This is a genomic window from Helicobacter sp. T3_23-1056 (assembly GCF_053654535.1).
Genome location: NZ_JBSIUU010000026.1, coordinates 1 through 23,274 on the forward strand (window position 1 = coordinate 1; position 23,274 = coordinate 23,274).

Annotated in this window: 20 protein-coding genes and 1 pseudogene; 10 read left to right on the forward strand and 11 right to left on the reverse strand. The window is 39.5% G+C overall.

Annotated features, from left to right (window positions below):
* The 7 genes and pseudogenes from ACWIUO_RS11200 to ACWIUO_RS11230 form a co-directional block, all read right to left on the reverse strand.
* Positions 1-490 (reverse strand): annotated as a pseudogene (locus tag ACWIUO_RS11200) (IS1595 family transposase); the annotation flags it as partial.
* A 498-nt stretch (positions 491-988) separates the two neighbouring features.
* Positions 989-1,933, reverse strand: coding sequence for a signal recognition particle-docking protein FtsY (ftsY, locus tag ACWIUO_RS11205; RefSeq protein ID WP_454177976.1), 945 nt, complete (start codon positions 1,931-1,933; stop codon positions 989-991).
* Positions 1,934-1,979: 46 nt separating this feature from the next.
* Complete coding sequence (locus ACWIUO_RS11210) at positions 1,980-2,780, reverse strand: hypothetical protein (protein WP_454177977.1); 801 nt, start codon at positions 2,778-2,780, stop codon at positions 1,980-1,982.
* 52 nt (positions 2,781-2,832) lie between these two features.
* Positions 2,833-4,407, reverse strand: a complete 1,575-nt coding sequence (gene rny, locus ACWIUO_RS11215; RefSeq protein WP_454177978.1) for a ribonuclease Y — start codon at positions 4,405-4,407, stop codon at positions 2,833-2,835.
* A complete protein-coding gene (locus tag ACWIUO_RS11220) occupies positions 4,322-5,206 on the reverse strand; it encodes a 5-formyltetrahydrofolate cyclo-ligase (protein WP_454177979.1) in 885 nt (294 codons plus the stop codon). Before ACWIUO_RS11220 ends, rny begins: the two co-directional genes overlap by 86 nt.
* The gene (locus tag ACWIUO_RS11225) at positions 5,203-6,573 is read right to left on the reverse strand and encodes a hemolysin family protein (RefSeq protein WP_454177980.1); all 1,371 of its coding nucleotides are present in this window, start codon (positions 6,571-6,573) and stop codon (positions 5,203-5,205) included. Before ACWIUO_RS11225 ends, ACWIUO_RS11220 begins: the two co-directional genes overlap by 4 nt.
* A gap of 177 nt (positions 6,574-6,750) precedes the next feature.
* Positions 6,751-7,800 carry a hypothetical protein gene (locus tag ACWIUO_RS11230; protein ID WP_454177981.1) on the reverse strand — a complete coding sequence of 350 codons (1,050 nt, stop codon included), beginning with the start codon at positions 7,798-7,800 and terminating at the stop codon, positions 6,751-6,753.
* A gap of 159 nt (positions 7,801-7,959) precedes the next feature.
* Here ACWIUO_RS11230 and hemB point away from each other — a divergent pair, with 159 nt between their 5' ends.
* Together hemB and ACWIUO_RS11240 are read left to right on the forward strand one after the other, a co-directional pair.
* Positions 7,960-8,949: a porphobilinogen synthase gene (gene hemB, locus ACWIUO_RS11235; protein ID WP_454177982.1), complete on the forward strand. Its 990-nt coding sequence runs from the start codon at positions 7,960-7,962 to the stop codon at positions 8,947-8,949.
* A 219-nt stretch (positions 8,950-9,168) separates the two neighbouring features.
* Positions 9,169-9,921, forward strand: coding sequence for a pseudouridine synthase (locus ACWIUO_RS11240; protein ID WP_454178001.1), 753 nt, complete (start codon positions 9,169-9,171; stop codon positions 9,919-9,921).
* 275 nt (positions 9,922-10,196) lie between these two features.
* Here ACWIUO_RS11240 and ACWIUO_RS11245 read toward each other — a convergent pair whose 3' ends face one another.
* Positions 10,197-10,835 carry a tetratricopeptide repeat protein gene (locus ACWIUO_RS11245; RefSeq protein WP_454177983.1) on the reverse strand — a complete coding sequence of 213 codons (639 nt, stop codon included), beginning with the start codon at positions 10,833-10,835 and terminating at the stop codon, positions 10,197-10,199.
* 31 nt (positions 10,836-10,866) lie between these two features.
* Positions 10,867-12,336 carry a hypothetical protein gene (locus tag ACWIUO_RS11250; protein WP_454177984.1) on the reverse strand — a complete coding sequence of 490 codons (1,470 nt, stop codon included), beginning with the start codon at positions 12,334-12,336 and terminating at the stop codon, positions 10,867-10,869.
* A 332-nt stretch (positions 12,337-12,668) separates the two neighbouring features.
* Here ACWIUO_RS11250 and ACWIUO_RS11255 point away from each other — a divergent pair, with 332 nt between their 5' ends.
* From ACWIUO_RS11255 to ACWIUO_RS11290, 8 genes are all read left to right on the forward strand, one after another.
* Positions 12,669-13,229, forward strand: coding sequence for a c-type cytochrome (locus ACWIUO_RS11255; protein ID WP_454177985.1), 561 nt, complete (start codon positions 12,669-12,671; stop codon positions 13,227-13,229).
* A 23-nt stretch (positions 13,230-13,252) separates the two neighbouring features.
* Complete coding sequence (locus tag ACWIUO_RS11260; protein WP_454177986.1) at positions 13,253-14,626, forward strand: alanine racemase; 1,374 nt, start codon at positions 13,253-13,255, stop codon at positions 14,624-14,626.
* Positions 14,627-14,671: 45 nt separating this feature from the next.
* On the forward strand, positions 14,672-15,916 hold the full coding sequence (truD, locus tag ACWIUO_RS11265) for a tRNA pseudouridine(13) synthase TruD (RefSeq protein WP_454177987.1): 1,245 nt from the start codon (positions 14,672-14,674) through the stop codon (positions 15,914-15,916).
* Between the two features lie 391 nt (positions 15,917-16,307).
* On the forward strand, positions 16,308-16,868 hold the full coding sequence (locus ACWIUO_RS11270) for a pyruvate flavodoxin oxidoreductase subunit gamma (RefSeq protein ID WP_454151025.1): 561 nt from the start codon (positions 16,308-16,310) through the stop codon (positions 16,866-16,868).
* A gap of 122 nt (positions 16,869-16,990) precedes the next feature.
* Positions 16,991-17,389, forward strand: coding sequence for a 4Fe-4S dicluster-binding protein (locus ACWIUO_RS11275; protein WP_454177988.1), 399 nt, complete (start codon positions 16,991-16,993; stop codon positions 17,387-17,389).
* A 73-nt stretch (positions 17,390-17,462) separates the two neighbouring features.
* Positions 17,463-18,698, forward strand: coding sequence for a 2-oxoacid:ferredoxin oxidoreductase subunit alpha (locus tag ACWIUO_RS11280; protein WP_454177989.1), 1,236 nt, complete (start codon positions 17,463-17,465; stop codon positions 18,696-18,698).
* Positions 18,698-18,853, forward strand: a complete 156-nt coding sequence (locus ACWIUO_RS11285; protein WP_454177990.1) for a hypothetical protein — start codon at positions 18,698-18,700, stop codon at positions 18,851-18,853. The genes ACWIUO_RS11280 and ACWIUO_RS11285 overlap by 1 nt, the downstream gene beginning before the upstream one ends.
* 328 nt (positions 18,854-19,181) lie before the next feature.
* Positions 19,182-20,150 (forward strand): thiamine pyrophosphate-dependent enzyme, encoded by a 969-nt coding sequence (locus ACWIUO_RS11290; RefSeq protein WP_454177991.1) that lies wholly within the window; start codon positions 19,182-19,184, stop codon positions 20,148-20,150.
* A gap of 13 nt (positions 20,151-20,163) precedes the next feature.
* Here the strand turns inward: ACWIUO_RS11290 and ACWIUO_RS11295 are convergent, their stop codons facing one another.
* Entirely contained in the window at positions 20,164-21,225 is a 1,062-nt protein-coding gene (locus tag ACWIUO_RS11295) for a restriction endonuclease subunit S (RefSeq protein WP_454177992.1), read from the reverse strand.
* Between the two features lie 35 nt (positions 21,226-21,260).
* Positions 21,261-23,123, reverse strand: a complete 1,863-nt coding sequence (locus tag ACWIUO_RS11300) for an HsdM family class I SAM-dependent methyltransferase (protein WP_454177993.1) — start codon at positions 23,121-23,123, stop codon at positions 21,261-21,263.
* Positions 23,124-23,274 lie beyond the last annotated feature (151 nt).

The window sequence follows — 23,274 nt, forward strand, 5'->3', positions numbered from 1 at the left end:
AGAGTGTTTAACACGATAATGTGCCTTTGCACCATAATCTACCAAACCATCATACGCTCCCCAACAATCGCTATAAATTATAGATTCTGCTAAATCGCTAGAATCTCGTAAAATAGGCAATAATTTACTTGCAGAACAATTCTTAACCGCTTGCGTATAGACTTGCCCATTTCGTTTTAGCATACCTTTTGCTTGCAGTTGCAAGTATTAACGAAGCAAAAAAAACTCTCATCAATTTCAATTTCGCCTTGCATTTTAGAAGTTTTTCTCACATTCTTTTGCGATTAAGATTCTAATCTGCTTAAAGATTTTACATAAAGAATTTTGTGAAATATGGCAAATTTTTGCAATTTTTACCGCTTCAATATCTAAACTTCTTGCAAAGCTACAAGCGTAAGCGAAGTAGAAAAATATTTAAGAATCTCTCACAAAATTTCCCCTCTATAATTCTTGAACGAATAATATACTTGTTTTTCATCGTATGAATCATAACTTAAGACTACTTTAATTTTGTATTAAGTTGTCTTGAGCCAATATGATTTTGCTATGCTTTTAGAGTGAGGCATTACTTTCCAAAATATCCAAAACTATATAAAAAACCCTAAACTAGCGATAAAAATATGTGTGTGGGCATAGCCAAATGTGCGTGATAGAATCCGCTCTAAAACGCTTTATGCCTACTATTGCAAGGGAGTTTTGGTTTTTTGCCAAAATAATTGCCAAAATAATTGATGGGTGTAGTTGATAGTTGGCATAATATGCGCCTATTCCAACTTTTGAAGCACCGCGCTAAAATCCTTTTATAGCCTCTTGCGCACATATATCTTGCAGACACAAAAAAGGCAAAAAGATAAAAGTCATAAAAGATATTGATAAAAATTTTTGACGCATTTTTATCGCCCTGTTTTTTTGATTTTAGATTTTTTTTTATTTTTGGATTTTTTTGTTTTTAGATTTTTTGCTTTTGGATTTTGCCAAAAGGCACAATTTATGGGAAAATACAATCAAGCAAGCCATCAATATAGGCATTTTTATCAAAGGCTAGCAAATCCTCTTTTTTCTCCCCCACTCCGATAAACTCGACATTCAAGCCCAAAATCCGCGCTATGCTAAAAATCACCCCACCTTTTGCGCTACCATCTAGCTTGGTAACGATAGCAAAATCTAGCGGCAAAGATTCCCCAAAAATCTTTGCTTGACTTAGCGCGGCACTGCCCTGTGTGCCATCTAGGATAAGCACGCATTGGCATTTGCCTTTTTTGATTCCGTCATTTTCTAGGGCTTTTTTAGATACGCGCAATATTTTTTCAAGCTCCGCTTTTAGATTTGCTTGATTTGGCAATCTCCCTGCGGTGTCGATTATGATATGCTCTATGCCTTTTGCTAGCCCTGATTGTATCGTGCTAAAGGCAAGTGCGCTAGGATCGCTACCCTCTTTTTGCGCGATGACAGATACGCCTAGCCTCTCGCCCCATAGTTTTAGCTGCTCGCTAGCAGCGGCGCGAAATGTATCGCCAGCACCCAAAATGGTGGATTTTCCTTTCGCTAAAGAGTGGGCTGCTAGTTTGGCTATGGTGGTGGTTTTGCCCGCACCATTTACGCCGATGATAAGGCTTATTAGCGGATTTTTGGCCGTGGCGTTTGCCAAATCTAGCGCAAAGTTATTTTTTACAAAGTTGTTTTGATTTTGTAGATTTTCTCTATCTTTGATATTTTTTGTATCCTTAAAATCCAAAATCGCTTCAAATTCTTTTTTTAGCTCATTGCGCGAGATTTTGCTAGGGAGGCGCGATAGCATTTCTTCGATGATTTCATAGTCTATATCACACTCGATTAGGACTTCTTCTAAGGCATTTTTATTGACCAAATTGCTAGAATCTTTGGTAATGATTGAGGCGATATTTTGCGCGGTTTTGTTTAGAAATCGTAGCATTATTGTCCTTTTTAGGAGCGTTTTTTGTCATCGCAACGCATATCATTTAGCGACTAAGAGAGGCAATGTCGCTTGAAAAAATCTCTTCAGGGATAATACCCTCATAATCTTGGAAAAATATTTGAGATTTATCAAACAGCACAAAATAAGGCAAAGCAGGGAGTTTGCTAGATTTTGGTGTTTTGCTAGAATCTTGGCTAGAATCTTTTGTAGAATCTTTTGCAAAATCTTGGGCAGAATCTTTATTAGTTTTGTCTTGGCTAGATTGTTCATTGAAATCTTTCTTAGCAGGTGTGCTAGTATTTTGGCTAGGCATTACATTACTAATATTTTTAAAATCATTTTGAATGCGTGCATTTTTGTTTGCCACAAGCAAATCCAAAAGTTCATTTTCATTGTTTGATTTTGGGTTTAGCAGTGGGAATCCAATCTCATATTTTTTTTGCAATCCCGCTAGAGAATGTTCATCGATTTTTTTTGCTAGCACACCTACAATCATCGCTTTAGATTCCGCATCTAAGCGGTTTAGATGCTCATAATACCTCGCACAATCATCACAATCTATATCCATAAAAACAAGCATAATAATTCGATTTTGTGCCTTGCTATTTTTTTCTAAGATAAGTTTTTCTTTTAGATTTTTGGAGTTTATGTGGAGGGGCGACTCTGCGGTGTTTGTGGCTAAAAGTGGCGTCTCTATGGCAATCTCATAGCTAGAATCTAGCGAAGTATAAGAAAAACTTTTTTGACTTACCTCGCTATTTTTGCACCCTTGCGACAAAAAGCTAATGCTAGCAAACAGCAAAAAAAAAGCACTTTTTTGCGTGATTTTTATCAAACATTTCATAGCCAAATCCTAAAATAAAATCTTACCCAAACGCTAAAATCTAGCACAAAATCTAGTGGGCAAATTCCACCGCTCGCACTTCGCGGATTACGCTTACTTTGACTTCGCCCGGATAGCTTAGATTTTTTTCTATCTCTTTGGCGATATTTTTTGCTAGCACGATACTTTGAGAATCATTCACCAAATCTGCACGCACGATTACGCGTAGTTCCCTCCCCGCATTGATTGCGTAGGCTTGCTTTACGCCTAGTTTATCAGTGGCGATTTTTTCTAAATCCTGCATACGATTTAAAAAACTCTCTAGCACTTCGCGCCTAGCCCCTGGTCGAGCCGCAGAGAGCGTGTCAGCTGCGCATACCGCTGCTGCCTCCACGGTCTCAAATGGCTCATTTCCGTGGTGGCTCATTATGGCGTTGATTACCACGGGGTGTTCTTTGTATCGTCTGCATACTTCCGCGCCTAGCGTTACATGATTGCCACCGCCATTTTCTATCGTCAAAGCCTTGCCTATGTCGTGGAGCAGTCCTGCGCGTCTTGCTAGCTTTTCATCGCCACCAAGTTGAGCGGCGATGATTCCCGCTAGATTTGCCGTTTGGATAGAGTGCCCAAGCGCATTTTGCCCAAAACTCGCTCGATAACGCAACTTGCCAATAAGCCTAATAATCTCAGGATGCATATAATCAAGCCCCAAATCAAGCACCACGCTTTTGCCCTCCTCTTGCACTTCAGCGTCCATTTGCGCTTCTATGCGCTCATAGACTTCTTCGATTTTGGCGGGGTGGATTCTGCCATCTTCTACAAGGGTGTTTATGGTTTTTACCGCGATGGTTCGGCGGTAGAGATTAAAACTACTTAAAATAATCGTAGCAGGCGTATCATCGATGATAACATCTACGCCACTTTTTAGCTCCAATGCCTTGATATTTCGCCCCTCTTTGCCGATGATTCTGCCTTTCATCTCATCATCTGGTAGGGTTATGACATTGATAAGTCGCTCGGAGGCAAACTCGCCTGCATAGCGCGTAGTGGCTTGAGCTAGGATAAAGTTTGCGATTTTTTGTGCTTCCTCTTTTGCTTCTTTTTCATAACGGCGGATAAGATGGGCTTTGTCATCGATTAGCTCATCTTCTAGGTTTTTTAGCAGGATTTTTCTAGCTTCATCTTTGGTAAGCCCCGTGTAGTGGCTAAGGGTTTTATTTAGCTCTTCGATTTTGTCTAAATATTGTTGTTGGACTTTTAGCTGGCTATCTTTTTGGAGGGATAGACTATTTAGCTCTAGATTGATTTTATCTCTCTCTTTTTTCAAATCCTCCGTTTCCCGCTCTAGCCTATCTTTTAGCCGATTTTCCTTGCATTCAAATTCATACGCCTTGCGCTTTAGCTCCTCATTCATACTATGCACTTTGCTTTTGTATTCTTGCTCTAATTGCAACTCGCGCTCTTTTGCCAAAAACTTTTGCTTATCAAGCAGGGCTTGCGCTTCTAGCTCGATAGCGCGGGCTTTTGCTTTTGCTTGAGTGAGCAAGTGAGTAGAATCCAAACTAGCGATTTTTCGGCAGACAAAAAATACCACCGCTCCTACCAACACCCCGAAACCTAAAAAACTTAATAAAAGTATCCACGACATTATTAAAACCTTTTTTTTGTGATTTTCCAAATTTATAGCTTAAATACATATTAGCCCTAATGTCAAAAGCCTCGCCCAAAACGCGCTTAGAAATATATAGATTTTGGCTTACAAATATTTTGCATATTTTTTGTGTCTTGTATCTATTGTGCGGGTGGGTGGCAAACACCCTATCATACATTCCCTTACCCATACCTATCCGTGCAAAATCTCTATCAATCCCAAGTGCTGGGATAAGTGCAAAATCAATATTTCTTGGCATATACGAGCTGATATGAGGCTCAAAAATTCCTAATGTATTTTTTACTAAAGGCAGTCGGTATAATAACATTTTAAAGTTAAGCCCCTTTATAGTTGGCAAAAAAATTCTTTTATTTTTGTTTTTTTTGAGTTTTTTTAGCAATGGCAAGATATTTGCCTCAAAAGGCAGGGGATAATAAAGCAAAATATTTCTAAATCGTTTTTGGGATAAAATCTTTTCTAATAGCGCGTTTAGATGGCGATTGGCATAAGAGATTTTATAGTCTTTGGTGCGTGGCGTGGGGCTAGATTTTGGGGTAGAATCTATGTGAGATTTTGGGGTAGATTTTGCATTTGATTTTGTGCTTATTTTTGGATTAGATTTTATATGGGATTTGATTGCGTTTCTAAAATGTATTTTTGTCTCAAACGCGCTAGATTCTAGCGTGCAAAATGGTAGATTTTGTCTTGGTAGATTTTGTTTGATTTGCTTGCTAGCGTCTTGCATTTTTGTGGATTTTAGATTGCTAGATTTTGCATTTTTTTTGCGCAAAATCATTTCACATTTTCTGCGACTTCCTTAGAATCTTTGCTAGTTTTTTGGCTAGATTCTAGCCCCTCATCATTGATTTTTGCGATTTTTAGCCGTTTGATTCTAGCCCCGTCCATTTCTAGCACGACAAATTCTGCACCATCTTGACTTAAACTATCCCCCACCATAGGCAATCTCCCAAGCAGATTAAACACATATCCGCCGATAGTTACCTGCTCCAAATCCCCTTGAAATTCGATGCCCATAAGCTCCTCCACGCTTTCTAAATCAAGCATACCATTCACCTCATAAACCCCATCGCTTACGCATTTTGTCTCTTGATTTTTTAAGTCGTGTTCATCGGTTACATCGCCCATCACTTCTTCGATAATGTCTTCCATCGTTAGCAGTCCTGCCGTGCCTCCGTATTCATCGATGACTAGGGCTATGTGGATTTGCTCTTTGTTCATCATTGTTAGGATTTGTGAGATTCTAGCGGTCTCTGGGACGATTATCATTTTGCGGATAATGCTCTCCAAATTTGGCTTAGATTTTGATTCTGCCGAGCTAATCAGCAAATCTCGTATGTGAATCATACCGATAATATTGTCTTTGCCACTTTTGCAGTATGGGTAGCGCGTGTGGTTTGTTTGCTTGATGATTGCGATATTTTCCGCGTAGCTAGATTCTGCGTTTAGGCATACCATATCTTTGCGCGGTGTCATTATTTCTTTTGCGATTGTTTCGCTAAAATCTACCGCATTTTTGATGATTTCCCCCTCATAAGAATCAATAAAACCACCCTTTAAACTCTCCCCTACGATGATTTTTAGCTCTTCTTCAGAATGTGCGTTTTCCTCCTCGCTTGCTGGCGTGATATGTAGCCTACGAAGTATAAACGCAGCCAAGGCGTCAAAAAGTCTAATGATAGGAAAAAAAGCGATAGAAAAATAATACAGCGGATACGCCACAAAAAGCGCGGATTTTTCGCTTTTGGCTATGGCTATGGATTTGGGGACGATTTCGCCTAGCACGACATGAAGCAGGGTAATAAGCGTAAAAGCGATGATAACAGCGATACTATGGATAAGCAGTGGATTTTCCCCAAAAAAATGCGCAAAAGGAATGGCAATAAGCCTAGCTAACGCAGGCTCGCCTATCCACCCAAGTGCCAAAGAAGAAAGCGTGATACCTAGCTGTGTGGCGGAGAGATAAGAATCTAATCGCTTCGTGATGGAGAGGGCAAGACTAGCTTTTTGGCTAGTTTTTTGTAGCTCCTCTAATTTTGAGCGGCGCACTTTGACAATCGCAAATTCTGCGACAACAAAAAAGGCATTTAATAGCACAAATATCACTGCTAAAAGTAGCATAAAAACCGAATGGGAGGGGTCCAAATCTAAACTCCTTAAAATCCTAGATAAATAAAATCTAGGTTTTGGCTAGCATCTTGCTAGATTTTATCGTTGATTTTAAAGCCAAAAAATCAACGCAAATTTTAAAGCTAAATCTTAGGATTATAGCACTAAATCCTTAAAATCTAGTTAGCAAATGTTTGATTTGCGATTTTCGCCCTAAAACACAATCTGCAAATTGCTAACTTCTTTATGATGTCTAGCAATATCGCTAAAACGATGGCGAAAGGTTTTGTATTTTTTTGCTAACGATGCGCATAGCTCTTGAAATCTCTCTCTAGGCAACGCACTAGCCGCATCGATGCAAACTTCCAAAAACATTTCTTCTTTTGTGCTATGAAGCGCGTCTTTAAACTCATCAAAATACATTTTGACTTCCTCTTCTTCTTTGCGTTTGCGCTCCAAATCCTCTTGGATTTGGGTAAATAATTCCCCCAAATCGTGTATAGATAGCCCCAAAAGATAGCCTTTTTCAAAGCCATTTGACATTTTCAAAATCTGCTTAATAAGCGAGATTTTCTCTTGGCTATTATCATAATACACACGATAAGTATCCTCCAACTCTTTTGGCATATAATCCCGCACAATGTGGAGTTTCATCGAAGCGATTTCATAGATTTGTTGCAAGTATTTTTTGTCATTTGAGCGCGTATAGATATTTTTTAGCTCTATTAAATTGTCTTTTTTGTCGTAATAAAATTTTAAAAGCGTTTGTGCTTCCTCTGTGGGTAGAGTGCTTAGATTTCGCTCTAAGGATTCTAGCCATACTTCTTGGAGTTGGCTTCGCTTGATGCGCATCATTTTTTCTAGTTTGGCGATTTTGGTTTTTTTTGTTTTCATAAAAATCGTTTCGGCTACCTCGCGCACGGTGTAGTTTTCGATATATTCATCTAGCATTTCATAGATTTTGACATTATCCCCCTCGATGATTTGTGCTAGCTCGATTGGGATTTCTAGGTGCTGATATTCTTTGTGTAGTTCGTTTTTTTGGGATTGTGGGATAATATCGATTTGCTTTTTTGCTTGGTAGATAAACTCTTTTGATTTTTCCTCATAATCTTTTAAGATTTGTTTATCATTCATTGAGGCGATTTGCTCTTTTGTGTAGCCTTTGGATTTTAGATACGCAGTCATAATGTTTAAATCGTGGCTTGATAGCATTTTGCCCTCTTTTTGTTGGTTTTTGTCGCCTGCAAAATACGCTTGCAAAAATAATGCCCTTTTTACGCAAACGCAAAATCTAATCAAAATCTTATCAAATAAATGATATATTTCTTTAATATTTTTAGCCCGCTTTTTTAGCCTACATTATTTGTTATTATTTGGTTTGTTGTTGTTTGTCATAGATTTTGGCACAAAGGAGTAAAAATGGCAGAATTTAGACGATTTCGTAGATTAAGAAGTAGCCCTATTTTGCGGGATTTGGTGCGCGAGACGCATTTAAGCGTGAGTGATTTTATCTACCCGCTTTTTGTCATAGAAGGTAGTGGGATAAAGCGCGAAATCGCCTCTATGCAAGGCGTGTATCAAATGAGTTTAGATTCTCTTTTATTAGAATGCAAGGAATTAGATTCTTTGGGTTTGCATAAAATCTTGCTTTTTGGGATAGTTGGCAATAAAGATGAAGTAGGAAGCGAGGCATTAAACCCGCAAAATATCGTGTGTGAGAGCGTGCGCGCTATCAAAAAAGATTTTCCACATTTTTTGGTAAGTGTGGATTTGTGCTTTTGTGAATACACTAGCCACGGGCATTGCGGAATCTTAGAATCTAATAAAACACAAAATCTAACTAGCGTAGATAATGACAAAACATTAGAGATTTTAGCCAAACAAGCGATAAATCTAGCAAGGGCTGGTGCGGATATTATCGCGCCTAGTGCGTCAATGGACGGAATGGTGCAAGCAATACGCGCTAAACTAGATAGCGCAGGATTTTGCCAAATCCCCATTATGAGCTATTCTACGAAGTTTGCAAGTGCGTATTATGGACCATTTAGAGAAGTGGCGGATTCTGCGCCTAGCTTTGGGGATAGAAAATCCTACCAACAAGACATCGCAAATCGCAAAGAAGCCATAAGAGAGAGCCTAAATGATGAGGAAGAGGGGGCAGATATTTTGATGATAAAGCCAGCATTGGCGTTTTTAGACATTGTGCGAGATGTGAGGGAGCGCACGCTTTTGCCATTAGCCGTGTATAATGTCAGTGGCGAATACGCGCTAATGCAAGCAGGCAAAAACGCAGGGGTAATTGATTATGAAAAAATCGTGCTAGAAACCCTCACGGGATTTAAGCGCGCAGGCGCAGATATTATCATCTCTTATCACGCAAAAGAAGTCGCCACAATGTTAAAAAATTGACTAGCAAAAATTTAGATTTTATAAAAAATTTTAAGGATTTACAAAGTGGCAAAAAGCACAAAAAATGATTTTTTCAAATCTAAAAAAATCATAAAAAACGATTCTGCTAGCACAAAATCTAATAAACCAAAATCTAGCACAAAAAATGCCACTGCCAAACTACCCACCAAAAGCAAATCTAGCCCAAAAAAATCTAACAACAAAAAAGAGGAAAAATCTATCCGCATAAACGCATATATCGCGCAACATTGCCCATATTCTAGGCGGCAAGCAGATGGGCTAATATCCCAAAATCGCGTAAAAATCAAGCACAAAATCGCCACACTTGGCGACATAGTCCCACAGGGCGAAAAAGTCTTTATCGATGGCAAACTAATCAAAGAAAAAAATCAAGCCCATTTTAGCGCGATAGTCTATCATAAGCCAAAAGGCGAGCTAGTAAGCAGGGTGGATTCTCTCTCTAGGCGCGTGATTTATGATAGTTTGGGGGAGAAATTTAGGCATTTTGTGCCTGTGGGGAGGCTAGATTTTGCTAGTGAGGGATTGCTGATTTTGAGTGATTCTAAGCGCGTAGTAGATATGCTAAGCAAAAGTGCGTTAGAGCGCGAATACATACTAAAAATCGACTCTGCCGTATCGCAAAAAATGCTAGACGCTATGCAAAATGGGCTAAGCCTAAAAAATGCCAAAAAAGGCGCGCATAAACTAAGCAAGATTACTTCTATGGATTTTGCGCCATTTATTGAAGCACAGATTATCAAAAATACGCGCACTTTTTCGCGTCTAAAAGTGGTGATAAATGAGGGGCAAAATAGGGAATTGCGCAGATTTTTTGCGCATTTTGATGCTAAGGTGCTAGATTTGCGGAGAGTTAGGTTTGGGTTTGTAAGCCTAAATGCTTTGCCTGTGGGAAAAACTCGATTTTTTAGCAAACAAGAATACAAAGATTTGAAAGAATTTTTAAAAACATAAAAGATTTTAGGTAAAAATATTCTAATCAAACGCCCATAAAATCATAAAGCAGATTAAAATCTTACCCCCAAAGAATGCAAAAAATCCATACATTAAATGACAAAATCAAAACTGATAAAAGCAATATTTTGATATGGATTTTATACAATCCTAAAATCAAAGGATAAATTTTGCAAAATCTTGGCACAAAAATGATGAAAAATCATTTGTTTAAGGTGGATTTTAGTTTATAGATTTTGGCAAAAATTTTTTTGCAAAATCTATAAGCAAAGCTATTATTGCACGCCTTGATTGTTTAGCAGTTTATAATTATCACAGCCCTTGTATGCACCCAAATTACACGCTTTGCCATAGTATTGCTTTGCAATGGATAGATTTTTCTTCACGCCTTTCCCCTTGCCATAGAGTAAGCCTAGATTATTGCACGCCTTAGCGTAGTTCATATCACAGGATTTTTTGTAGAATTCGTGTGCTTTGTGGTAGTTTTTCCTCGCGCCTTTCCTTTCGTGATATATTACCCCTAAGCTATAGCAAGACTCTGATTGCATTGTGCTAACTTTATTACACCCGATTTCATAATATTTCTTTGCATTAGCATAATCATTTAATTCATAGTAAGCTAATCCTAACTCTACATACGCCCAATCATTCCCCAAAGCGATGGTTTTTTCAAGGTAAGGTATCGCCTCTTTATGATGCCCTGCTCCTTTATAGACTAAACCTATAAAGCTACAATTATCTTTATGACATTCCTCTACGCTTTCTAAACCATTATCAATCAATTCTTGACACGCGAGTTTATCATAATTTACGCAACGATTTTTAGCCATCGCCCACTCAGCTTGACTCATCGCAGAGATTTCCGCGCTTAGCACGCTTGCTAGGATTCCGCATATCAAAACTAGCTTTTTCATTCTTTACTCCTTTGTAGATTTCCAAACTTGCCTAATTTCCCTTTTTAGAATACTGCTCGACTTCTTGCTTGGTTAGCACGATAAAATCCGTGCTTGAATTGTGCCTAGATTTTCTAGCGACTTCGATTAGTTGATTTGGGTTGCTACGAATATTTGGGTCTATGTAGCCCTGCTCGATTAGGCTAGAATTGATATGAGAGATAAACTCTCCGTCAGTTTTTGCGATTACGACTTTATTTTCTTTTGACATTGTCATTATTTCGATTTTTAGCGCAAGCTCGACTTTAAAATTAGTCGTGTATATGAGATAAATTTTTTCGTGATTTTTCATATATCGTTGGTAAAAATTGTATCCCGTTTTTTCGGCGTCTGAGAGCTTTGCTTTGTCAAGCCTTTTTAGATACTGCCAATAAAATGTCATCGTGCAATAAGGACTATTTACATCGTGGCGAAAAAACCCATTATGCACAGATACGGATTCCATACCGATTTTCCACATTTTGTTATCTAGGTGCGTGGCGATTAGATTTAGCGCGTTGCGGACTTTTTCTGCTAGCTCGATGCGCACCGCTTGAAATGAGCTAGTAAATTCGCTCATATAGTTTGCTTTAAAGTTTTTGGTTAGGCTATCAAGTCGCTCCTGTGAGGCAAGCAGGGTTTTTGCTTCCTCTTCGGCTTTTTGTGCGATTTTTACTTGTGTGTCGATTTTGGCTGGTAGGGTTGGGTCTGCTTTGTTGATTTCTAGCTGTGCGCGGAGTTTTCTTGCTTCGTTGTTTGAATATTTGGCTTTATTATTTGCCTGCATTATTTGCTCTTTTATGTTTGAAATCGCCTTGTTTGCGCCTTTGTAATGCAACTGCTTATCCAAAAACACATCTGCATAAATATTTTCTGGCTTTGTAAGTGCGCTTTGTGCTAATTCTTTAAAAGAATACTCTAACCCACGCAATTTTTGCAACTCAATAGCAAACATATCCGAGCTAATTTTTTTGTCAAAAAATACCAAAGAATCCATAGCCTTTACCAAAAATCTTTTTACCACTAGGTAATTTAGCTGGTCTTCTTGGGGGATTTCATCTACCTCATCTAGCGCAAATGTTACGGCTTTTGCTTCCGCTGCAAAATGCTCCCGCACGCACTCTTCTGCCCCTTGAGTTAGGCTGATTGATTTCATATTTAGATAATCTGTTTTTTGGAAAATCTCCTCTGCTTGTTTGTTTATCCTATCGGATTCTATCGCTTTTAGCTCCTCATCGGTATTGGTTTTCCAAAAATCAATCTCTTTTATCAAAGAACCCTCGCCAAAATCTTGAAACTTTGAGCTATGCGCATCGGTAATGCGCCCCGAGTCATCGACTCTAAATTCCACAAACATACCCGACACAGGCAAAAATTTCCTATCCTGCCAACTATCTTTCCGCAATTCAAAGATTTTTTTAGAATAATTAACAATTACGCCTGATTCTGTTGCCATCGTGTATCGTGTGATTCTGCCGTGCATTGTTTCCCCTTTTTTATTTGGTGTGCGCTTGGTGCTTTGCAAATCGCTATGATATACTATCTTTTAGAAATTTTCCCTTAAATGCGTGATTTTATTGCAATTTTTGCATATTTTATGTTTGGCTAGATATGTTGATTTATGCGATTTTTGGCATAATATTTTGTCTATTTTACATTTGTAAATTTTAAATATGTAGAATCTAAAACCAAATAAAAAAATTGCTAATATTGCGTAGCCTTAACTTTGATTTTGCAAATGGTTTTAAAATCGTTTTTTACAAAAAATGCCTTTCACAAAAACGCTCTTCACAAAAAAATGCTAAGGATAGCAAAATGAACTTTTTAAGGACAAAAACCCCTGCGCTAAAATCTATATTAGATTCTAATTTGGATTCTAAATTAGAATCCAAAAATGCCACTTTTTGTGGCGATAGTTGTGGCGAGAATTGTGGCAAAATTTGTGGCAAGAATCGTTGTGAAAATTTTTTGGCAAAAAGTTTGGCGTTTTTTGGTTTTGTATTTTTCATTAGCCAAATAAACCAAGTATGCAGTGCAAAAGATTTGCCACTGCTTTTGCCATCTAAAGCCCTCCCAAGCTATATGCTACAAAAAAAACACTCCACACCAAAATCCACAAGTAAACCCGTTAGCTATTCTCAATGCGCTTCTTGCCACGGAAATAATGGCAACAAACGCCCCCCAGGTAGTCGTGGAAATACCACTATCGCAGGGCTTCCAAAATATAAAATCATAGGCGATTTGCGCGCATATAAGCACAAAATCGGCAACAAAGGCGGGACAAATCCTATTATGCAAGAGCAAGCGCAAAATCTAAGCGAGCGCGATATACAAGCCCTAGCCGAATATATCTCAAAGCTACCAAAATCTAACTAAATAACCCACATAAAGAAACACAAATGGCACAAATCCGTTTAGATTCTAATGCGTTTAGGCATAATATCCAAGCGATTTCAAACGCGCTAAAAAATGGGCTAGATTCTAGCACGCTAGATTCTAGCGAAAATCTTGCAAACGCTTCAAAATCCACAAATCTAGCAAACGCCCAAAAAACACCAAAACTAGCCCTTGTGATGAAAGATAATGCCTATGGGCACGGACTACTCCAAATCGCCAATCTTGCCAAAGAAAATAATATTGATTGCGTGTTTGTCAAAAACTACGCAGAGGCTCTCCAAGTGCAACGATTTTTTGCCCACATTACCGTGCTTTATGGTGGCGTGCCTTTTGATGCGCCTAGCAATATTTATGTATCCATTGCTTCGCTAGATTCTCTAAAAACGCTAGAAAAACAGGCACAAAATCTAGACGCCAAATCTATCGCACCAAAAAATCACCCGCTAGGAATCGAGCTAAAATGCAACATAGGAATGAATCGCAACGGAATCCAAGTAAGCAATTTTGCACAACAATCCACACAACAATTTGCGCAAGATTTTGCACAAAAGCCCGCACAAAATCCTGCGCAAAAAAAAGATGAACTAGATAGCGCATTAGAAATACTAAAAAGGCTAATCAAACAAAACAAAGCCCGACTAATCGGGGTTTTTGCCCATAATGGCTATGGGGATAATGGCGGGGAAAAAGCAGAGGATTTTTCTACTTCGCAGGCAAATTTTTATGCAATCAAACAAAGAGTAGCACTATTTTGCAAAAATCACAAAATCCCACTGCCTAGATTTCACTCTCTTAGCACCACAGGGGCTTTAAGAAGCGCGTTTCAATCTAGCGCACAAAAAAATAATACTAGCGATTTTCTCCCACAACACAAACTGCAACGCAAACTGCAAAATCAACCACAAAACAAACTACAAGACAAACAAAAATCACAAGAAATCCCCGTGCTAAGCGATAGTCTTGTGCGTATCGGTATCGGTGCGTATGGCTATCATACCGCCGAGATTGCGCTAGGTATCGAGCTAAAACCTGTGCTAAGCCTTTGGGCAAACAAAATCTCTACGCAAACTTTACAAAAGGGCGAGAAAATCGGCTATGGCGGTGCGACAATCGTAGCAAAAAAAGGCGTTTTTAGCACTTATGATATTGGCTATGGCGATGGGTTGTTTCGGCTGGGGGCAAATATGCCAAGACTGCATTGTGCTAGCGGAGAAGAGATTTTGCCTGTGATGAGTATGGATTGTTTTAGCTGTGCTAGTCAAAAAGATGAAATCTGCGTGTTTGATGATGTGAGCGAGTTTGCAACCGTGTTTGGCACGATACCATACACGATTTTGACGCATTTATCGCCATTTATCAAGCGCGTCATCGTGTAGCGTCGCATAATATATTTCCCAAAATCCACACAAAAAATGCCAAATATGTTTAGCTACCCAAATCTAAGCGCGGATTTTCACTTCGCGCATTCGCAAAGGGATTTTGTAGTGAGCGAAATCCCGCTGTATGATTTTAGTGGCGATGGCGAGCACCAAATCTTGCAAATCCGCAAAAAAGGTTTAAGCACTTTTGAGCTAGTCAAAATCCTAAGCGCGCATTTTGCCTGCCCATCAAAAACTATCGGCTACGCAGGACTAAAAGACAAAAACGCCACCACCACGCAATATCTCTCAATCCCAAAAATCTATCTTAAAAACAAAAATATAGAATCTAGCTTTGAAGCAATATCCCAAAAACACGAACTCAAACTCATATCCACAACGCTACACAACAACAAAATCAAACTAGGACATCTAAAAGGAAATCGCTTTTTTGTACGCCTAAAAAAAGTAACGCCAATAAATGCCAAAAAAATAGAATCTAGCTTAAAAATAATGGAGCAAAGCGGGTTTGCAAACTTTTTTGGATTCCAGCGATTTGGGATAAATGGGGAAAATTATAAGCTAGGATTTGCGCTAGATAATAAGCAAAATCATAATGATATGGATTTTATGGGCAATATATCACAAAGCAAAATCCCAAAAAACAAAAAAATGCAAAATTTTTTGCGCTCAAGTTTGCAAAGCTATCTGTTTAATGAGTGGCTTTGTGTGCGGCTGCTTTTGGGGAGGTTTGGGGATTTTGGATTTGTAGATTTTGTAAATGCGATAAAGATAAGCGCAAAACATAAAGAGATAAAATCTAGCACAAAAGTTAGTCCATTAGATTCTCACGCTTTGCAAAGCAGGGCTTTTGCAAACCTAGCAAATCTATCAAAAAATGATTTAAGCAAAATCTATGAAGCATTGCAAAGACAAAAAATGCCTTTTAAGATTTTAGATGGCGATATTTGCTCTCACTATCCGCACGGCAGATTTTTTTGCATTGAAGGGCTAGATTTTAGCGAAGTGGCGCGATTTGAAGCGCAAGAGATTTCGCCTACAGGTGCATTGCAAGGGGAAAATCTAAAAACCTCAAAGCACATAGCGCACTTGCTAGAATCGCCATTTGTAGAAATTGCCACAAAAAGCAGCGGAGCTAGGCGATATGCGTGGGTGTGGGCTAAAGAGTGTGAATCTATCTACAAAGATAGCGAAGCGCAAATGGAGCTACATTTTAGCCTGCCAAGCGGGGCGTATGCCACGACAATGATAGAACAAATCGCAGGCAAAAATCTAAGCAAAATCTAAATTTGCACGCTATATTTTTTCAACGCGTTTGCAAAACTCATCTACAAAATCACATTTACCAAACTTGCAAAAATCCATTAAAGCACGGCAAAAACACAGCAAAAACACAGCATTTTTCATAAAAATTCACAAAATCTACATAAAAAACAAAAAGAAAATACACTCTTTTTGTCGCTTTTTTGTCGCAAATATCAATTTTTAGTGCATTTTTGCGCGATTTTTGTGCAGTGGATTCTCAAGTTAATACTCTTTTTAATAAAAAATTGGTAAAATTTCTTTTAATCTTTAGCAAAAAAATAGCAAAAAAAGCGTTGTTTCAAACACAAAAACGCATTTTTGAATAAAAATCTAAAGATAAAATCTTAAAAAAGGAGCAAAAATGGGAGGCAATATGCTAGAAATCAGGTGGCATTCTCGCGCTGGGCAGGGTGCTGTAACGGGCGCAAAAGGGCTAGCAGATGTCTTTGCTAGCACGGGCAAAGAAGTCCAAGCCTTTGCGCTATATGGCTCGGCAAAGCGCGGTGCGGCGATGAGCGCGTATGATAGAATCGATGATAGCCCAATCCTAAACCACGAAAAATATATGGAGCCAGATTATGTGCTTGTGATTGACCCCGGAATCGTCTTTATCACCGATATTTGTGCCAATGACAAGCCAAGCACCAAATACATCATCACCACGCATTTAAGCAAAGATGAGCTTGTGGCAAAAAAGCCCGAGCTAGCGGGCAAAGAACTCTATGTGCTAGATTGTATCAAAATCGCGCTAAACACCATTGGCAAGCCTATCCCAAACACGCCAATGCTAGGGGCTTTTATCAAAATCTCTCAAAGCCTTGAGTTAGAGTATTTCAAAAAGGCATTTACAAAAGTGCTAGGCAAAAAGCTCCCACAAAACATCATTGACGCAAATATGAGTGCCATAGAGCAGGCGTATAACGCGGTCAAGTAGCATAAAAGAGGTGGCGTAAAGAGGTGGCGAAAGAAGTAGTGCAAAAAAGTAGTGCAAATCGCCACTAGATTTTGCACATTTTAAAATTTAAACGACAAATTCAACAACAAAGGAGGCGTTAGATGAAAGATTGGACGCAACTAGAAATGGGCTCGGTGCTTTTTCCATTCGCCGAAGATGGCAGAGAGGCACTGCGAGAGCATAATAATGAGCGAAGCTATACCAAAGAGAGCTCCTATGGCACGAGCGTGGCGCATTGGCGTGTGGATAAGCCCGTGCATAATATGGATATTTGCATAAATTGCTTTAATTGCTGGGTGTATTGCCCTGATGCAGCGATTTTGGTGCGCGAGGAAAAAATGCGTGGCGTGGATTATCAGCATTGCAAGGGGTGCGGTGTGTGCGTGAGCGTATGCCCGACTAATCCAAAATCCCTGCTAATGTTTGATAATAATGAGAGCAATGAAAACGCGCTAGGGAACTGGCCCAAAAAAGAGCCAAAAAAGCCCGCGAGTGAGTGAAATTAGCGTGCAACATAGAATCTAGATTTAAAATCTCAATCGCAAAAAACAAACAACAAAAAGGAGAAACAATATGCCAAAAGAAATGGAACTAGACAAAGTAGTCGTGTGGGATGGCAATATGGCAGCCTGCCAAGCGATGCGCCAAGCCCAAATCGATGTAGTCGCAGCCTATCCTATCACGCCCTCCACGCCTATCGTGCAAAATTATGGGACTTTTACAAGCAATGGCTACATTGATGGCGAGTTTTTGCTCGTAGAATCAGAGCACGCCGCGATGAGCGCGTGTGTAGGCGCAGCAGCAGCGGGTGGTCGCGTGGCGACTGCGACTAGCTCGCAGGGCTTTGCGCTTATGGTAGAGGTGCTTTATCAAGCCTCTGGTATGCGCCTGCCAATCGTGCTAAACCTCGTAAATCGCGCGCTTGCCTCACCGCTAAACATTCACGGCGACCATAGCGATATGTATCTAGGGCGCGATGCGGGCTGGATAAACCTCTGCGCGTATAATCCACAAGACGCGTATGATTTGAATCTTATGGCGTTTAAAATCGCCGAAGATATGAGCGTGCGCCTCCCTGTAATCGTAAATCAAGATGGTTTCCTCTGCTCGCACACCGCGCAAAATGTCCGCCCGCTAAGCGATAGTGATGCGTATAAATTTATCGGTGAATACAAGGCTAAAAATCCGCTTTTTGATTTTGCCCACCCCGTTACTTACGGCGCGCAAGCGGAGGAAGAGTGGCACTATGAGCATAAAGCCCAACTTCACAACGCGCTAATGCACTCAAATGAAGTCATAAAGCGCGTGTTTAGCGAATTTGCTAGCCTCACAGGCAGGGAGCATAATATCGTAGAAACTTATGATATGCAAGACGCGGAGGTGGCGATTTTTGCGCTTGGCACGACGGTGGAATCTGCCCGCGTAGCAGCGCAAAACGCACGCAAAAACGCAATCAAAGCTGGCGTAGTAAGCCTAAAAGTCTTTCGCCCATTTCCATACATTGAGGTGGGGGAGGCGTTGAAGCATTGCAAAGCAATCGCAATCCTTGACAAAAGCCTGCCTGCTGGGGCTATGGGCGCACTCTTTAACGAAGTGAGCGCGGCATTGTATGCCGTAGTCTTTGGGAGCGGTGCGCAAAATCGCCCCGTGCTAAGCAACTATATCTATGGGCTTGGCGAGCGCGATATGACGCAAAGGGATTTGGGTGAGATTTTGGCTGAAATAAATAAAGACGCAAAGGAGGGCAAATTGACGCACGCGGCACAGCAGTTTGTGGGGCTACGCGGACCAAAGATGAGCTTTTTTTGATGAAAAATTCGCCTTTGGGTAATCATTGCAGAGATTTGGCGTTTCGCCACAAGGCACGCACGAGCAGTGCGCTAACCTTGTGTCAAAACGCCAAAAACTCCACAAGCAATACCGCAAATGCTAGAATTTGGATTTTTGGGTTTCACGCAAAGTAAGAGTTTGTCATACTTAGCGTAAGTAAAATACCTCGCACAAAGAGCGAAAGAATGAAAGGAGAGTAAAATAAATTCTAGGTTCTTGTCATTGCGAGCGTTGCAACGCAACGCGTGGCAATCTAGAATGTGCAACAAAAAGGAGCAATCAAATGCGCAAGGCGAAAGTCAAAGAACAATAAATGCGCGAAGTATTTTTGAGATAAAATCGTGGTTTTGAAGTGCGAAGCGAGGGAGTTACCTTAGAGGGTAATGACCGAAGCTGAGTGCGCACAATCCACGATTTTAGCCAAAAAGACAAGCGCAACCAAAAACTAACTAAGGAGCAAAAATGGTAAAAGAAGTTAAGAACCTCAAGCAGTTTTCCAAATCTGCCGAAAAATTTGAAGGAGCGCATATCCTCTGTCCGGGGTGCGCACACGGCATCATTATCCGCGAAGTGCTAAACGCAGTCGATGGACCTTTGGTAATCGGCAACTCCACAGGCTGCCTAGAAGTCTCAACCGCCGTGTATCCGCACACTAGCTGGGATGTGCCGTGGATTCATATAGGGTTTGAAAACGGAAGCACCGCAGCCGCAGGAGCGGAGACGATGTATCGTGCTTTGGCAAAAAAGGGCAAATATCAGGGCGAGAAGCCCAAATTTGTCGCATTTGGTGGCGATGGGAGCACTTATGACATTGGATTTCAGTTTATCAGCGGGTGCTTTGAGCGCGGGCACGATATGACTTATATCTGCTTGGATAACGAAGTGTATGCAAACACAGGCGGGCAGAGGTCAAGCTCCACGCCCATTGGCTCTAGCACGACTACCACGCCTGCGGGAAGCACGAGCTATGGCAAAAAGGAGCGCAAAAAGGACATTCTCTTTGTGATGGCAGCGCACGGAAGCCCCTATGTCGCGCAAGTCGCGCCAAACAAATGGAAAGATATGAATAAGAAAATCAAGCAAGCGATTGATACGGAGGGACCGACATTTATCAACGCGATGAGTGCTTGCACGACAGAGTGGAAGTTTGAATCACACAAAACCATTGATACTTCGGATTTGGCGGTGGATAGCCTTGTGTTTCCGCTGTTTGAAATCATCGGCGGGCGCGAAGTGCGTATCACTTATCGCCCCAAAAATGTGATTCCCGTGCGGGATTATTTGGCAGCGCAGGGGCGATTTAAGCACCTCTTTAAAAAAGAAAATGAGCATATTATCGAGCTATTCCAAAAAGAAGTAGATGAGCGGTGGGAGCACCTCCAGCGACTAGAAGAGGCAAATAATATCGTGCTAGGCGAGCGGGGACAATAGGGTTGTTAAGCTTTTAGGTTTGTTTATCAGCATAGTAGGCAAGAACTTTTGAGAGTTGTTCTTGCTCTATGTGTCGCATATAATTTTCCATAAATTCATAATGTGGATTGCCATTTGAATCGATGGGCAATTTTATTATTTGCCTTGATAATCTTTCCAAAAATGCCTTATGTCCAAAAGCATATTTTATAGCATTACTTTTTATAATTTTTGCCATAAACAAACCATTAAATTTATTAAGTTTATCGTTGCCAAAAATAGTAATTTCATCGCTTGCAGTAAATTTACCCTCTATAAAATACGCATCGCAAAAGGTGCTTATAATGAGTTTGTCGCTTTCTATAAAAAGTGGATTTGCTATCATATCAGTTAAGCCGTTATTTTCTTTACTCGCAGAATAATAAGGGATATTACCTTTGATTCTATCTCGTTCTATTAGTCTTTTACCTCGTTTTATCGTGGTAAAAATCTCACCCAAAACAAATTCTTTCCATTGAATTGTGTTTATGTCAAATTTTAGTGGTGTTGATTGTGCTAGTTTTGATTTAATGCTGTTGATTTGAGTTTGGATTTCATTTTGCTCGATTTGTCGCATAAACGATTCCATAAATTCGTAGTTTGGTTGCCCTTGTGAGTTTATGGGTAATAGAATGTATTGTCTTTTCATTCTTTGCTCGTTAAATTTATAGCCATACCCATATTTTAATTTTTGTTTAAGAATGATGGCTTTTAAGAAAAGAAACACATATTTATTGCCTTTTGTATGTTTTAGGTGAAATCTTTTTACATCATCCGAAAATATACATTCATAGTTATGATAAAAGCATTCACAAACGCTACCATTATAATTTACACCTAAAACATTACTATCAAGTGAATTATTAGTGTTAGACACAAAATTTGTAATTCCATTGTTAGAATCTGTTGAACCTATAAACGGCATTTTACCTTGTTGCATATCGTTTTTGATAAGCCGTTTGCCCGATAAAATTGTAAAAATATCTTCAATAAAAAACTCTTTCCATTTAAAACAATTTAAATTCTCACTCATCATCTTGCTCCGATTCAAGCCCAAAAAGATAGCCCCTGCCGTGTGTTATCATATTAAATTCAAAGGTTAAAATAATCCGCCATAGTTTTTTCAAAGTCCTCTTTTGTGGGAATCTCATCGTTAAAATAATAAAAACTATGTAGCCACTCATCATCTGCTTGTATGGTAGTTTTGACGCAAAATTTTGATTCGGCTTCCATTTTGTCAAACCACACATTAAGCAAATGCGCCTTTTTATCTTTGGCATTTATCGTTTGCACTAGCCCTCTGTGCTTTTGCACTTCAAAGCCGTCATTTTCAAAATTTATAAATTTGCAAATTTTATCTTTTGGGTGTGGATTGTGTGCTTTAAATACGGCTATGCAAGGATTTGTGCCTACGCCGTAGAATGTGTTTTTGTTTAGCGTGATGACACCTTCTAGGCTGTGGTGTTTAAGGATATTTTCTTTAATCGCTTTTTCGGCTTTGTTTTTACCTGTAAGCGCACTTTGTGGGATAATGACAATGCAACGGGCATTTTTTGCTAGGCTATCTAATAAATGCTCGACAAAGGCGATTTCATAAAGGTTTGGATTATCTTTGCTACCTTGCGAATAGGGCGGATTTAGCATTCCTACACTCGCACAAATATCTTTTTGCAAGTCGCTTGGATTTTGCTTTAAAAAATCTTTGTTTTCAAGGTTGCTTTTGCCATCCCCTCGCAAAATCATATTTGTCGTGGCGATAGAAAACATATCAGGCTTTTCCTCAATACCAAAAAGTTGATTTTGCTTGATGGAGCTTCGTTTGGTTTCATCATTTGGGATTTGATTTAGCATAGTATTCATAGCAGCGATTAAAAACCCAGCCGTGCCACAGCAGGGGTCAAACACCACATCATCGGGGCGCAAGTTTGCTAAATCACAAAATAACTCACAAATATGTCTAGGCGTAAGCACGATTCCCAAAGTCTGCCCATCTCCACCTGAATAGCTCATAAATTCACTATAAAATCTACCTAAAATATCCTCACTTGAATATGTATAACCAAAACTTTTATAAATATGCTTGTTAAGAAACTCTGCGTAATATTTCAGCGGTGTTTTGCCTAAAGTGGCGTTGATTTCATTTATCTTTGGCGTGTCTTTGATGATAGAAAATTGCGCTAGAAGTTTGTCTTTTTTCACTTCGGGGCGGACATTTGCGCGTTTGAGATTGTCGCTTATTGCTTTGTAGATTTTCTCGCCATCAGTCGCGCTTGAATCGCCGTTTAGATTTTCAATGCTGAAATTTTTATGCTTAATTTCCTCTAATGCTAACAAAATGCCAGAAACCACAATGGGCTTTTCGGTATCGCGCAAATTGCCATAATTTCGCAAATCCTCGTGCAAAATACTTGCGTCTTTTAAAATCTGTTCGGTGCTTTTTTCAAAGTCTGTTTTTTCATTTAAAATCTCTTTGGTGTAATACTCATCGATATTTGCCTCGCTAAAAACAATAAAATCCTCGATTTCTTTAAGTGCTGTTACGAAACCTCGCTCACTGACAAAATAAGGATTTATTTTGTGGTGCTTCTCATCGCCACTTACGGCAATAGCTATGATTTTGGTGTAATTTGTGTGTTTAGCTAAATGTTTAGCGTAGTGAATCGCGCCATTTACAGCATAATCCATAACGCTTTGGGGATTTTCTAAATCTATGCAGTCATTAGAATCTAGCTTAATGTGCTTGTCTATGTCTGCTTTATCCTCAATGACAAGCAAAAAATCCTTGACAACGGCGATAAATTCAGGGAATCCAACATTGCCCGTGCCTTTTTTGCTCGCGCTTTTTAATGCCTTATCAATCTCTTTAATGCTAGAACCTTGCGGGTCTGCGTGAATCCCTGCACTTTGCAAGAGCGAATACACCCAAAAATCTGTTTTTACTTCTTTTTTAGCCATTGGTTTCGTCCTTTTTATAATGTTGATTTAGCTAGATTTTATAGCTAATGGCAAATACTTGTGCAAAACTAGAATCAACGAAAATCTAAAAAATACAAAAACTATGCTTCACTTAAAAAAGGCTTTAATTTTATAACACTTAAATTAAAAC

Bases quoted from the DNA above. Each gene is read 5' to 3' on its own strand.
- ACWIUO_RS11290 (WP_454177991.1), top strand. From the start codon at position 19,182: ATGGTAAAAGAAGTTAAGAACCTCAAGCAGTTTTCCAAATCTGCCGAA.
- ACWIUO_RS11210 (WP_454177977.1), bottom strand. From the start codon at position 2,780: ATGAAATGTTTGATAAAAATCACGCAAAAAAGTGCTTTTTTTTTGCTG.
- ACWIUO_RS11300 (WP_454177993.1), bottom strand. From the start codon at position 23,123: ATGGCTAAAAAAGAAGTAAAAACAGATTTTTGGGTGTATTCGCTCTTG.
- ACWIUO_RS11250 (WP_454177984.1), bottom strand. From the start codon at position 12,336: ATGCACGGCAGAATCACACGATACACGATGGCAACAGAATCAGGCGTA.
- ACWIUO_RS11255 (WP_454177985.1), top strand. From the start codon at position 12,669: ATGAACTTTTTAAGGACAAAAACCCCTGCGCTAAAATCTATATTAGAT.
- ACWIUO_RS11275 (WP_454177988.1), top strand. From the start codon at position 16,991: ATGAAAGATTGGACGCAACTAGAAATGGGCTCGGTGCTTTTTCCATTC.
- truD (WP_454177987.1), top strand. From the start codon at position 14,672: ATGTTTAGCTACCCAAATCTAAGCGCGGATTTTCACTTCGCGCATTCG.
- hemB (WP_454177982.1), top strand. From the start codon at position 7,960: ATGGCAGAATTTAGACGATTTCGTAGATTAAGAAGTAGCCCTATTTTG.
- ACWIUO_RS11220 (WP_454177979.1), bottom strand. From the start codon at position 5,206: ATGATTTTGCGCAAAAAAAATGCAAAATCTAGCAATCTAAAATCCACA.
- ACWIUO_RS11270 (WP_454151025.1), top strand. From the start codon at position 16,308: ATGCTAGAAATCAGGTGGCATTCTCGCGCTGGGCAGGGTGCTGTAACG.
- ACWIUO_RS11260 (WP_454177986.1), top strand. From the start codon at position 13,253: ATGGCACAAATCCGTTTAGATTCTAATGCGTTTAGGCATAATATCCAA.
- ftsY (WP_454177976.1), bottom strand. From the start codon at position 1,933: ATGCTACGATTTCTAAACAAAACCGCGCAAAATATCGCCTCAATCATT.
- rny (WP_454177978.1), bottom strand. From the start codon at position 4,407: ATGTCGTGGATACTTTTATTAAGTTTTTTAGGTTTCGGGGTGTTGGTA.
- ACWIUO_RS11280 (WP_454177989.1), top strand. From the start codon at position 17,463: ATGCCAAAAGAAATGGAACTAGACAAAGTAGTCGTGTGGGATGGCAAT.
- ACWIUO_RS11245 (WP_454177983.1), bottom strand. From the start codon at position 10,835: ATGAAAAAGCTAGTTTTGATATGCGGAATCCTAGCAAGCGTGCTAAGC.
- ACWIUO_RS11285 (WP_454177990.1), top strand. From the start codon at position 18,698: ATGAAAAATTCGCCTTTGGGTAATCATTGCAGAGATTTGGCGTTTCGC.